This window comes from Limnospira platensis NIES-39 (assembly GCF_026000695.1).
GTDB classification, from domain to species: domain Bacteria; phylum Cyanobacteriota; class Cyanobacteriia; order Cyanobacteriales; family Microcoleaceae; genus Limnospira; species Limnospira platensis.
Map to the genome: position 1 here is coordinate 3,645,816 of NZ_AP026945.1, position 13,672 is coordinate 3,659,487.

Here is a 13,672-nt window from a genome sequence, read left to right on the forward strand (position 1 = left end):
GTTTAACTGCCTGGTAACTGAGATTGAATTTCGCTAAATCTGCTTAAAAATTCAGCCGTATTTTTGAGGGATGGGAAGTTAATAGAAGTACCGCCACCACTGGCAATATTTTCGTATTGTTTGGCATCACGGTACTCAAAATTAAAATTCTCAAATTTCACTTTTCCGTAACCCCTAGAACCATGTCCCCCCAAGGCATCATCTTCTAAAATTGACAGAGCGATCGCTAAGTTTTTGACATCTTTAATCGCCTGATTTTCATCCTCAACGGTATAAACCATTTCAAAAGTAAATTTCGCTCCGGCTGGGACTCGCTCTAATTGTCTGGGGTTAGCCGCTGCTGTCACCCGATCTAATCCATTCTCAAACTTCCACTCAGTCATATACAACCCAGTGTCAATGTTACGAAGTTGCTCTGCTGATTCGGGAGTTAAATGGCAATCCCGAACAATCAAGCGAGCCGGACAATTTCTGCCTTTAATCTTCGTATGAGATACACCATTAATGGTTTTATTTCCCTGACCACCTAATTCCTGTGACTGAGCAATATCGCTAGGAATCCAACACTTAGAACCACCAGTGGAGCCAAAGAGACGGCTAACTTCACAGGTTTTTGCGCCTTCATATTCAACATACTGATCCGCTTGAATCTCTGTATAGCCACTCTCTAGATCATCACTTTCATAACGGTATGTTCCGCTTCCTCCCCCTCGATTTAAAGGTTTATTAAGCCATCTTTCTAAAATGGCTCGAAGTTTACCTTTAATCGAAGAACCAGGCAAATATGGATATTGACTCACCGGATCGCGAATCACAGGTTTATCCAGTCCTCCAATTTCCAATGTTTCTCCGCCACCACCGATATGCAGTCCCGTTTCAACAATCAGAGTTCCCGTAATTTTTAACTTTCCAACTAGGGGGGTTTGAGGTCTTTCAATAACTGTCATTATTTTCCTCCTTCGGCTTTATGATAAGCAATAATGGACTCGATTAATTGAACTAAGCGTTCAAAATCTTCTAAAGAATGTACATGATCGATAGCAGCAGACATAACATCACTCAAAGGTTTGGCTGCCTCTTGTCTGGCTGCTGCATAAGCTAACTTGGGTTTGAGAAGTACAATTTCCGGTTCAATTTCGGCAAAAAGCTGATTCTGATTTGCTTCAGTTTGAGCCAGTTTGGCTTTCAAACGATTAATGGCATCCAAAAACTTGCGGATCTGATTGGTCTCTAACCTCTTGTTTTTGAGATAAGGCCCGAAAATCTCAGCGTGTTTAACCAGATCTCGAATTGGGTAATCTTTGAGAGTCCCATTTTTCTTGTCCTGTTTCAACTTGTGAATAGCTTTAATTATCTCTCGATCCGGAGTTGGGGATGATGCTGATTGAGGTGTTGAATTGTGTCTCGGTTGATTGGGAGTCATAATAATTTCCGGTTTTTATATGAGAAGCAAGGTCTGACTAAGAAGGCGGGTTTTTATTCACTGTTAATTGAAGAACGGTTAAGCATCTCTAGCCAGGTAGCGATCGCTCGAAAGTAGGGGGCATTATAGGGGTTTTTTAGAGAAGTACGAATTGGTTCAAAATTAGGATGATTACGAACATGATTTGGTAGCCTTGCTAAAGTATAAGCAATTTTGGGCAAGTGCAGGAAGTAACGGACATCCCACTGATACTCCTGGGGTTTTCTGGCAGCTTCTTTTATCATTTTATCCTGAAGTTCTGCTGTTGCCAAGAGATTCCTTATAAAACTTCGAGAATAATTGATTTCCAGAGATTGATGCAATTGTTTAACAAATGGCATAACTCCCCAAAGACTCGGTGATATTTCGTTAGCAAGATAAGTTTGCAATTCCTTCGTTTTCAAGTAATTATGAGGACTCCGTGGCATATTTGGCAAATTTGTTAGTTCAGTTCCCAACCACTCATCCCATTTAAATACACTACCAAATAATCCCAAGCTGTCTCGACCATTTGCTTTAGCTTTATCTTCTGCTTGTCCAGATTCTTCTGCGGCTTGGTAGAGAGGAAATTTAGCAACTGACAAGCTAATACCACCAGAAAGGGTGATGTCTGGGTGATGCCCTGTATAAGCGCGAAAGCACTGATAAACATCAAAAGCAAATTCCACAACTTCATGCCATGCACCACTCACAAATAAATCATCTCCTCCAGCATAAATAAATAGTAAATTTTGGCGTTCTCCGGTTAGTCTCTGAAACACTGTATTATGTAAATTTTCCTGACGAAATTGAGCCAGACTATTCAAATAAACTTTGAAAAAATAACTCATTTGGCGCGATAAGCCAGCTAACCGAGGTAAGGTTTGATCATTTCCTAAACCTTTGGCAAAAATCTGCCCTAATTTGTCTACATCCATTCGCAAATAACCAACTCTGGGAATACAACCGTCTTTTTTAGCCATATCTGCCATTTCATTGGCTGTCATTGTTCCATATTCTTCCTGGCTATTTTGAGCATAGTTGCCGAGTAATAAAGAAACGGAGTGACAATTTTTATAGTCGGCAACTGTCCAATTGTTTACCCAAAAAACAGTTTCCGATTCTTGTAAATTTTGAACTTGCTGCTTTCCTCGAAATAAGTGATAATATATACTCTGTCCTGGTAACTTAATGTGCAAGCTATCTAAGGATTTTGCCATACTATTGCGAACTGGCGATCGCACGATCGCATCTACTTTAAAAAGTTCACTTCCCAGGCGAAACATCTGCCGACAAGTCGGACAAGCTAACACCGAATCTGCTTCTTGATGGTTAAGCGGTTGTAAGTTTTCCTCATCATCTCGATGGCAAACCCGACAAGGTTCATAGGTTTCCTTAATCCCTAATAAATTATCCAAATGATGATCGAATTTCCGAGCTTTTTGCAGAGCCAATTTTTGAGTAATAGTTGCCCATTGTTGAGCAAATTTAGCCGTTCCAATTTCCTCGATATTAAAATTTTGAGACCCTAGACTTAAAAATACTTTGCCTTGAAATTCATCAATTAGCCATTCATTGAAAATATCTCGTATGGGTTCAACTAAATTTTCATTATTCTGTTCGGGAGCTAATAAATATAAATTGCCACCGCCAACATAAATAATATTAGTCCGAGGTATATTTAATTTCATTAGCAGTTGTTGAGCCACTTCTTCCGTCACTAATTCCAGATAAAAACTTCTAGCTCTCAGTGATTTTAAGGCTCCGTCAGATGAAATTGTATAGATAAAGTCTTGAATTCCAGACAAATCACCCGCTATTAAGCTAATCTTTGATGCTTGATAATCATGTGATAAAATCGCGGCGATCGCAGCAGTTGATTTGACCAAATCATAAAAAGCTACATTTTCAACTCCTAATGATAAACAGGACCCAAACTTTTCTAAAAGCAAGGTTAATAGTGATAAGTTGTCCCAATCTTCTGGTCTTAAATAGGCGATCGCTTCTCTAATGTTTTGTTGCAAAACATCAATTTGTTCGGCTTTAACTGGTTCATTTGTAGGATAAGGAATTCTAGGGTTGCTATCCTCAATGGCGATAGCGGGTACATAATGCCGATGAGATTGTGGCTGTGATAGATTCACCGCATCAAACAAGAGGTGTAAGGGTTGAATCTGGCTTGTCTCTGTCCAAGATAACAATTGTTTGGCTCTAGCGATCGCCCGATTCTCTTCTGGGACATTAAAATTATCAGGCCATTTGGCTTGTGCCCAATTTGCTAGATGCCAAACTGCTTCTCTAATTACCTGTAGAGCTATTATATTTGGGGCTGTAGAATTAACCATATCTCAATCGTGAAACTTAGTAAAACTTAACTGTATATTGCTCAAAATACAAAGCATGAAAGAAAACGCGATCGCATCCCACCACCTCCGCGCCGCCACCTTGACCCAGAGGCGATCGCCCCTCCCCTCGCGAAAGTTCTAAAAAAGGCTGCTACAAAATGTGGGTTAATATAACTATAACCCTTGCCGTGAGACACTCCCACCATCTTAAACCTAATGCTTAAACACCATAGGCTATTCCCTTATTATTAAACAAAAATGTAGCTTTTGACTGTAAATTTTTCTAAAGGTTATCCTCCCATTTCAGTTATCCTCCCTTAGAGATGGCCATCGTCTAGGGAGATCATCTATCTACCTATCAGCAGCAACCGATAAATTTACGCAAATTTAGAAAAATTTAATTGATCAATTACCTCTAATGTCAGTGTAGAAGCCATTTACAGCGGCGATCGCCCCTACTTGGGGGCCCGTTCAATTCCAGATGTTCAGAAATACTCAACCCTTTTAGTATAACCATCTTTGGAAGGGCCCCCTTCCATAATTATCATCTTCCCTACCAGAATTTAAATATACTCAGCCGGAGACCATAGCGAATTATAGATATTTACTAGACTAATACCGACAAAAACCATATAAATTGATTTTATTTAGATTATCAAAAATTAGTTAGATTCATTAATTGATAGTTATTATAATTGATGTTTGATAATTTGAGGAACTTCAGAAATTACCACATTAATAGGAACCAATCGCCCCACCGTGGTATAATAGCTATTACCCACATTGGTGGTAGTTGACCTTTCGCGGAAACGGTTAATATTCTCAAGGAACCAGTCGCGGGTGGCTGGCATAGGTAATTGGTAAAGCACACGAGGAGTCACGAAGTAGTAAAACACCCAATCTGCTTTTGTGTAAAGAAAACAACCGGGTGTATTGCGTTCCTTGTTGCTGTGAGTTTCCCAAAAAAAATTACCAGTTTTGTGGTAGCGATCGCCCTTAATTTCCACTTGATAGGAGCCAGTTTTAGTTATCCAAATCAAATCAACATCAACCCTTTGATATTCCCGGTTGTCTTCCACATTTTCAATCCTCACAGTTTCCGGCAGACCAGATAACCAGCCTTCGATATCTCGGGTTGCTTGTTTAGCCACTTGCATAGATTGATTCATGTTATACATAGATGACTCCTCCTGAAAAATTGTCGTGTTTCTGGTGATTAATTATTGCCATTAGCCAAATTCAGCCCTGTTAAAACCCCTACTAAAATCGTGTTTCATACTCAAACCTCACCTCACTTTCATTGCCAAAATTCGTAGCCCCCCGCAAAAGCAAGCGGTCATTAACCCGATAGTTGAGATTAAACTGGGTAGGCTGGTTCGCCGCCAGAACCCGACTCACCGACACCGACACATTATTAGCAACATCCAAACCCACCTCTAGTCCCAAACCCAAAGCCGTCGAACCCGAACGTTCCTGGGACTGAGACACCCGCGCCGGATAAATGCGAAATTCAGTCAACCCAGTAGCATCAATAACATTCTGTTGAATCTCATTAAACAGTCCCGCACTAGCAATATTTGCCAAAACTAAAGTCGTATCCCCCGTTACCCCTTCAATAGCACTACCTCCTAACAAAGCTAACAGTTGAATTTCCGATCGCGGTGGTGAACTGCGTAACTCCAGAATATCGTTAATTTCAGAAGCCGGACCCTGAGCCAAAGCAGTTACCCTAATAGTGCGTACCGTACCAAATTGAGAAGCCCTAGGTACTTCCATAAGTTCCGTTTCAAAAGCAGAAGTTGAAGCCACAGCCGGAGTCGTTTCCGATACCCTAGTCACCAGTCGCACATCCAAAATCGGGTCAAGTCCATTATCAGGAACAAAAGTAGCCCGTTGAGGATAACCCCGGTCTAACTGAAATCGACTCGTGTACAAATTCACCGCACCTCCCGTCAATTCAATAGTTCCCTGGGGGCGAAGACTATCTAAACTATCTAAATCTCCATTAACTATAATTGTGCCGTTGGCGTTAAAATTTAGCACAGGCGCATCAAAAATAGGCGTAATAGAAGCCGATCGCACTTGAATATGTTCTCCCAAAGTCAACGTAAAATTATTCAAGCTAACCTCTACAGGTCCAGTATTTAGCAGTTCTGGATTATCTCCGTTATCCGTAGCCGGGGGTCGGTCTGCTTCCGGTAAAGTTACAGTCCCATCAAACAACACCACCTCACCACCAATTCCCGGTTTTAAAGCCGTCCCACCAATCACAATTTCTCCCGCCGCTGCTCCCTGATACAATAGGGCTAAATTTAACTTTAAATTTTCCAGAACCATTTTTAAGGGCGAGTCAATATCTGGATCTTCCGGTTTCATCGGTTCAAAAATTGGCAATACCCCATCGATAAAAACCTTTCCCGTCCCAGTATCTCCGAATAATTCTCCTTCCATACCCTTAACCCGCAGGCGATTTCTCAGGAAAGTTGCTGTTCCCGATAAACCCGTAATCGAACTGTTATTACTAGCGAGCCTCAACACCACATCTTCCAGCTTCAACACCCCATCAGGTTCGATCACAATATTCTCAATTGAACCATCATCAGCCTGTTCTAGCACTCCTCGCGCCCGCATTTGTACAAAACCCTGTCCCTCAACCCAAGTCACTTCTGGATTGAGTAAATTAATAATCTTGAATCCCTCATTCAGCATTTCCACCTCAGCGCTGACCAGATTACTTTCTGGTCTCACCTTAGCAAAGGGTAATCTAAAAGGTACTGATGCACGATATTCTATAGGATCTTGTTCCGTGACTAACACCGTTCCACCTAGATTAAACCGGGCGTTATTATAGTTAAAACTACCCCGCGCCTCTTTCAGGGGTTCATCATTAAATAATCCTTCAAGTACCGTAAATTCCCCCGATGCTTGGGGATTATCTAAACTCCCCGCGAACAAAGCCCGCAGGTTTAACTGTCCACTCAAAGCAATATTGGGAATGTCATAAAATTCTTCTATGGTTTCTAAGCGCAAATTCTTAACCCGCAACTGACCCGAAGGTATTTGCTCATCTAAATCTAGTTGTCCCTGAAATCCCACCAATGTCTCGCCGTAACGCACTCTCAACGGTAACATCCGGACTATATTATCCTCGAAACTTGCCTCTAATCCTAACTCATCAATTCTGTACTTACCCCATGTCCAGTCCTCACCATTTATGTCCGCAGTGGCGGTTAAATTGGCTGGGGAACCGCTGATTTTGATTTCAGCATCAAATTTGGCATTTACTTGGTCTAGGGGCGGAAATGGCGAAGCATTCTCCTTCTGTTTGATTTCCCATTGTGCCAATAGGGCGTTAATTTCTGCCCAACGCTGTAGCTGTTGGTTTAGGGTCGCTGTCTCAGATAATCCTACCGCCACGGTTTCTAGGTCCGCTGCAGTGCCGCGTTGGGGTTGTTGGAGACCGTTGGCGATATCACTTAACTCGAACCATTCTAAGGCGGTAAATATATCTTGTAGTCTACCTTGGGGAACCCTGATATTAGCTTGAAATTGGGGTTCTTCCTCGGAGTGGGGAACCTGCGCTATAATAGCGACTAGGTTGGCTTGTCCTGCTATTAAAACCTGGGTTTCTCCTAGGCGAAGTTCCCCATCATTAAAGCTAAATTGACCACCGCTAAGGTTGAGTTGAGTAATGGTGAAGCTATCGGCTTCTATATGACCTAAACTGGGGTTTTGGACGCTAATTTCACCAGTTGCGCCTATTTGATTAATGTCTAAACTGGCGATATTAGTAATATTTAATATGGCGGCTAAATCACCTCCTAAATAACCATAACCTTCGGCTACTATGGGGTATATTCCTAATTCATCTATGGGGAAATCTTCTAGGGTAATTTGTAGGTTGTTTGGGCTGGGGGTGGTTCCTTTGGCGATCGCATTTCCTCGCTGTACTAAAAATGCAGTCGGTAAAAAGCGATCGTCTAATACTAACTCGATTTTGTCCTGTTGACCTGATAAGGCTAAGTTCACACCGCCGCCACCTAGTCCTACTCTTAAAGTTCCGGTCATTACTCGGTCAAAGCTGAGAGACCGCATCGCAAAATTTTCTAGCCTGACATCACCCTGTAAATTTAACGCGGAAATCGCACCTTTTAACTGACCTTCAAAACTCACATTACCCGCCACAGGTGGCACTTCTCCCTGTAGTATTTCCGAGGGAAGGTTGGCTAACAAGGGTTCCACTAAAGGCGAGTTTAAATCAAAGTTAGATACCCGTAAATTTAGATCGACATTGGCTAAACTGGGCACTCCACTTCCACTAAATTCTAGCGCTAATAAACCGTTAGCACCAAATTGGGGAGTTTCGGCTTGGTCAATGTTCACTTGTCCGTTGTTAAGTCTCGCTATGGCTTCAAAAGGTTGGCGAATTATTGGTAATTCGGTAAGTCTTAGTTTGCTGGTGGCTTCCAGGGTAGCAGGGTTAAATTCTGTCACTGAACCTCTAGCATTTAATTCCGTATCTAACAAACCTCGTAATAACGGCATATTTTCGGCTTGGTTAAGTAATCCCGTCGGTCTGAGGGCGGTTTCGATTCCCGTGAGATTTTCTACTAATTGTGAAAAGCGATTTAAGGCAATGCGATCGCCTATTATATTCGCATTCCAGTTACCTCCTTCAGTCCTCCCAACCCCTTTGATTATCCCATCTCTCCCTAAGTTTAACTGTCCGTCTAAACTAATAGTTAGGGCTTCTGGGGTGATGCTGGCTAGGTTTCCACTAAACCGGGTTTCCCCTTGTAGTTGTGGGTTGTCTAGGTCTAAATTGCGAATTTCTGCCACTACATTCGCCGGTAAATTAGCTAAAGGTAATCCTAAGTTGATTAGGGGATTTAAAGGCAGATTATTACTGATGATCGTTCCCTCAAAGTCCCCCCCATCAATTTCGCCTCTGGCGGTGATTTCTCCACCTAATTGGGGAAGGTTAACTAATCCATTTACACTACCTTTAATCTGATTAAGATTATTCAGATTTCCCCCGGCTATCATCACTCCATTTAAGCTACTGTTTCTTAACTCTGGCGATCGCCTCAAGGTTTCCCTGGTTGCCGGTGGTAAATTCCCCAAATTGCTGGCTACATTTAACCAAGGATTCAATCGCACACTATTCGCCTCCAACTCCAAGTTAAACTCCCCATTTATCAGGCGAGTTTCTCGGAAAGATATCACCCCTCCCATATTCCCAAAATTGATATCACCGATAGCATTAGCTGTGATATTATTCGCTGATAAATTATTCAAGTCTGCCGCCACAACTCCTCTAGTTTGCACGGTTCCATTGCTGAAATCTAGGGTTTGCAGTTCGATAAGAGTTTCTGGCGGTAAGTTTATTAGGGGTAATCCGATATCTATAATTTGCGGTAGATTTAGGTCATTTCCTCTAAAATCTGCCCCCAATTGTCCACCTATTAAACTGAAATCACTGTTGATTTCTCCGTTAGCGATCGTTAGGTTAACATTACCATTGGCGATGATGTCGTTTACGTTCAGTTTATCCAGTTGACCTGTGATGGTCGTGTCTAGGTTTAATTTATCTTGTCTCAGGTCAATTTGTCCGATAATTAGCTGCAACTCTGGGGGTAAGTTGGCTAGAGGTAATCCTAATCTGACCAGAGGATCTAAGCCTAATTCATTCGCGTTCAGCGTGGCTATCCAATTATTATTATCCGCTAGTTGCACATTCGCATTTACTCTCCCCTCTGCTATGGCTATATTCGCAGTTAACTGATTTTTGGTGATTTGACTAGATCCTAAGATCGGGAACGTTCCATTGGGGAGATTAAAGTTAATATCCGCTTGGGGGTGATCTAGGGAACCTGAAACTTTAGCCGTCGCGAACATATCCCCTAATTTAGTATTATTCGGAAGTTCATATAGACTGGCGATCGCATCTAAATATAGACTATCAATATCTACCGTAAATTCTACTGTTGGCTGTAAAAGTGATTCTCCCTGTGATGCCGTCGTCAAAGTGGCGGCGCGAATTAACTCCGTCAGTCCCGTTAATTCAATACTACCATCACCGCTAATTTCTCCCCGGCTTATCGGTTTAATCCTTAAATTGTTAATCGTCAGGCTTGGATCTGCTACTAAATTTAACTGCTGATCCAGTTCTGGATCGATAGCTATGTCTAGGGAAATTTCGCTAAAAATTACCCGATCTATTTGCGTGTCTTCTGTGGTAGCGATCGCTATTTCTACCAGAGGCTGTTGTAGGCTTCCCGTTAAGTTAATATCAGCCGTAACTTCCCCCGCTACCTGAACAGGTAAAACTAGAGGTTCCCCTAATTCTTTATCCGCCGTTTCTAATAACGTCGCCAAACTCACAGGTAGCAAATTGGCTTGTAAATCGAATTCTGTTTGTAACCAGTCAAATTCTGCATTAGTTCTGATTTTGCCTTGGCTACTTAATCCTAAATCACCCCAAGCTATTTCTAGGGTCTCCACAGTCGCCTCCCTCTCCTGAAACCTGATATCAGCATTCGTGATAGTCACAGGTTCCGAAAGGGTTTCTAAGATGGCTTGTACTTCCCTAAGTTGCAGATTTCCCCAAATACCAGTCGGTTGAAAATTCGCCAATTTAACCCTTAATTGGGCATCCGCTTCTCCCTCCCCTAAAATTAAACCAGGGGTATTGACTAATAATCCTAATTGTGGTAGATTAAGACCATTAGCTGTGATAGTGGTATCGAAATCTCCAGCAGATAGGCTGCCATCGGATCTAACCCGTATGTTTCCACCTGCCTGGAAATTACCTATAAGGTTGGTTCTGATGCGATCGTTACCGTCACTGATATCTAAAATCAGGCGATCGACATTAAGAGCGATCGCATCTTCTGTCACCTCAGCCGTCAGCAGAGTTTGAGGCATGAGTCTAACATTAGCATTCTCAATGACAATTGAGCCAATTTCCACATCCACAGGACTTTCATCCCCCGGCGCTATCTCAGTCCTAATCCAATTTCCGAGTTCGTCTTGTTCAAGATAAACTTCCGGATTAATCACCCTGAGATTTAAGCCGACAGTTGGCGTTAATAGTGATATAATAGAGATGCTGGCTTCGATCGCTTCAACTGAGGCGGTATTGGGATCAGTATCTGTAGGAGGAATCACAGACCGTCCAAAACGAACACTAATAATCCCAAAGCGTTCAACAGGTCCGACTTCTACAGGTCTATCGAGAGTCCCCTCTAGGGCTGTAGCGATGGTAGAGGCTAAACGATAATGTAGAAACCAGCTTACACCACCAGCGATCGCCACAGAAGTAAGACCTAAGCCAACACTTCCCCAAATTAGCCAACGCCGCCAACGTTTGACCGAGGTTGGGTTGTCTTCTGGGTCTGGTAATGGGGTATTGATCATGTTTCTCAATCTCCGTGATTGAACGGAAGTCCTTATCCCGAAAGGGTAGCTTATCACAGCCTAACTCGAGTGTATAAATTTTCTGGCGGTTAGACCCTCGTTAACCCCACTCTCGGTCATAATTTCTCGTCCTACCCCCATAATTGCAACTTTTCCATAAATTCAAACAACACAAAAATATAAAAACTTTGTTAAATTTCCGTGCTTAGATAAATAATCAGAGGTAGCCGGAGTTACTTTTTCATGAACGTCAGCCATCTTTTAAGACTTTACGAACAAGGCCAAACCGACTTTACAGGAGTCGATCTCAGTGGCGTAGACTTGACAGGGGTAATTCTCATAGGTGTTAACCTATCGAGAAGTAACCTCACAGGTGCTAACCTGACTCGCTCATTTTTAAGTCGTGTTAAGTTAAATGGTGCAAATTTACACCGTGCCAACCTGAGTTTTGCTAAAATGAACGAAGCCAAGCTGGTCGAAGCTGAGTTAACCAAAGCCACTTTAAACGGTGCTTTTTTAGTCAAAGCCAAACTACCTGGTGTCCAACTCAGTGGCGCAAGTTTGGCCGGTACTAATTTGCGTGGCGCTAGTCTCCCTAATTCTAACTTATGTGGTGCTAACCTGCAATTTGCTAATCTGCGGGGGGCTAATTTGACTGGCAGTGATTTGAGATATACTAATCTCAATGGTGTGCGACTCAGTGGCGCTAAGTTATTTGGAACCAGGCTCACTGATGTTAACTTGCAAAATGCTTATATGAATGGTGTTAATTTGAGTCGCCTAGATTTGAATGGTGTTAACTTGAGTAACGCTAGGCTTTGTGGTTCTAATTTGACCGGAACTAACTTGATTAGGGCTAATCTCAGTTCTGCTAAACTCCTAGGTTCCCAGTTAGAAAATGCCGATTTAAGAGGCGCTAATTTAGAAAATGCTTGCTTGAGTTATGCTGATCTGAATGGTTCTAAATTGTCGGGGGCTAATTTCCTAAATGCTGATTTGCGCGAGGCTAAATTACTGGGAGTCGAGGTAAAAGAGGCTAATTTCTGTGAGGCAATTTTACCATTGTCTTTTCGCTTATATCTAGATTTAGAACAGTTGTGCTGTTTAACACTTTCTCAGTCTCAAGTTTAGATGTTTGTGGTATAATTGATATGGTGGCTCAATATGGTATAGTATTAGTAACGGCAAGTTCCCGGACTGAAGCAGAGGCGATCGCCCATACTTTAGTCGAGGGAAAACTAGCCGCCTGTGTAGGTTTAATGCCCATCCATTCAGTTTACACCTGGAAAGGTGAGATCTGCTCATCCGATGAATGGCAATTAATTATTAAAACTGACCTGAATCAGTTTGACGCTTTGGCGGATAAGGTCGCCGAGGTTCATTCCTATGAAGTGCCGGAAATTATCGCCTTACCAATTGTCGCAGGTTCCCCCTCCTATTTAGAATGGATTTCACAACAAATAGACCCCACATGACAGGGGCGAAATATTTACGCCCCTACCTAGTGGTTAAAAATTCCTCTAAACTAATTGTCTAAAGGCTCAATACCAGCCTGTCGCAGTTGTTCCATGAAACGTTCAGCCCGTTGGCGTTCAGCATCAGCCCGTTGGCTTTCAACTTCAGCCCGTTGACTTTCAGTTTCAGCCCGTTGGCTTTCAACTTCAGCCCGTTGACTTTCTGCTTCAGCCCGTTGGCGTTCTTGGGCGACCAATTCAATACCCCAAAGCAGCAACTCTCCGGCTTCATTCCACCAGCGCAACCAGTAACCGTTACGGTTTTCGCGGGTTCCTTCCCAAACCCCTAAAAACAGTTCCATGGGAGCGATCGCATATCGTCCATTATCTAGTGGTTCTTGTATTTGATAGAATCCCTGTTCATCAAGGCGATAAAGTTCTAACTTACCAGTTTTGGGGTCAAAAATCCCATAGTAAGGCACCTCTAACACCCGTTCATAAAAAAACCATTTTCCTGGCGGATAGGTAGGCTTAATCGAATATTCCCCCCCGTCAGTATCACAGAGAAATTCCATAACTATAATCGGACGCGCCCCCTGCAACTCAGGAGTATAGCTGCGTTCAACCTGCGATCGCTCAACCCGAATTTCTGGAATAAACGCCCAGTCCGGCGCTTTCACCACAATTTTACCGTTCAGGGTAGCACAGATCCCATAATTGGTCGGCGTGATACTCAATGGGCTCAGTTTACCAGCCACAGCTAAACTATCAGTCAACGCTACAGCTAAAGCCGGTTGATTAATATTGTCCACAGGATCGTCCGGTAGAATAAAATCATCGGGAAGTTTTTCCCAAGTAATCTCCAACTCAACAATCTGGAGAGCCATAATAAATTAGGGATGATTAACATTATTGTTATTATAGCGATCGCCCCCATCAAAAAATTCGCCGCCAAATGCTAGACATCAAGAGCCTTAACCACTAGGGTCAAAAACTCCGAATATCTAACTTTT

9 protein-coding genes are annotated in these 13,672 nt (G+C 42.5%); 2 read left to right on the forward strand and 7 right to left on the reverse strand.

Features of this window, described 5'->3' with window-relative positions; translation table 11 throughout:
- Positions 1–2: 2 nt before the first annotated feature.
- The 6 genes from csm3 to N39L_RS17905 form a co-directional block, all read right to left on the reverse strand.
- Positions 3–947, reverse strand: coding sequence for a type III-A CRISPR-associated RAMP protein Csm3 (csm3, locus tag N39L_RS17880; protein ID WP_006619022.1), 945 nt, complete (start codon positions 945–947; stop codon positions 3–5).
- Positions 947–1,423 (reverse strand): type III-A CRISPR-associated protein Csm2, encoded by a 477-nt coding sequence (gene csm2 / locus N39L_RS17885; RefSeq protein ID WP_006619021.1) that lies wholly within the window; start codon positions 1,421–1,423, stop codon positions 947–949. The genes csm3 and csm2 overlap by 1 nt, the downstream gene beginning before the upstream one ends.
- Positions 1,424–1,476: 53 nt before the next feature.
- The gene (cas10, locus tag N39L_RS17890; RefSeq protein ID WP_006619020.1) at positions 1,477–3,786 is read right to left on the reverse strand and encodes a type III-A CRISPR-associated protein Cas10/Csm1; all 2,310 of its coding nucleotides are present in this window, start codon (positions 3,784–3,786) and stop codon (positions 1,477–1,479) included.
- A 41-nt stretch (positions 3,787–3,827) separates the two neighbouring features.
- A complete protein-coding gene (locus tag N39L_RS17895) occupies positions 3,828–3,992 on the reverse strand; it encodes a hypothetical protein (RefSeq protein WP_014275917.1) in 165 nt (54 codons plus the stop codon).
- A gap of 483 nt (positions 3,993–4,475) precedes the next feature.
- Positions 4,476–4,964 (reverse strand): hypothetical protein, encoded by a 489-nt coding sequence (locus N39L_RS17900; RefSeq protein ID WP_014275918.1) that lies wholly within the window; start codon positions 4,962–4,964, stop codon positions 4,476–4,478.
- An 82-nt stretch (positions 4,965–5,046) separates the two neighbouring features.
- Positions 5,047–11,205: a translocation/assembly module TamB domain-containing protein gene (locus N39L_RS17905; RefSeq protein WP_014275919.1), complete on the reverse strand. Its 6,159-nt coding sequence runs from the start codon at positions 11,203–11,205 to the stop codon at positions 5,047–5,049.
- Between the two features lie 243 nt (positions 11,206–11,448).
- On the opposite strand from N39L_RS17905, the gene N39L_RS17910 reads away from it, so the two are divergent.
- Both N39L_RS17910 and cutA read left to right on the forward strand, forming a co-directional pair.
- Entirely contained in the window at positions 11,449–12,336 is an 888-nt protein-coding gene (locus N39L_RS17910; RefSeq protein WP_006617752.1) for a pentapeptide repeat-containing protein, read from the forward strand.
- 20 nt (positions 12,337–12,356) lie between these two features.
- Positions 12,357–12,680 (forward strand): divalent-cation tolerance protein CutA, encoded by a 324-nt coding sequence (gene cutA / locus N39L_RS17915; protein WP_006617751.1) that lies wholly within the window; start codon positions 12,357–12,359, stop codon positions 12,678–12,680.
- 50 nt (positions 12,681–12,730) lie between these two features.
- Here the strand turns inward: cutA and N39L_RS17920 are convergent, their stop codons facing one another.
- Entirely contained in the window at positions 12,731–13,546 is an 816-nt protein-coding gene (locus tag N39L_RS17920; RefSeq protein WP_006617750.1) for a Uma2 family endonuclease, read from the reverse strand.
- Positions 13,547–13,672 lie beyond the last annotated feature (126 nt).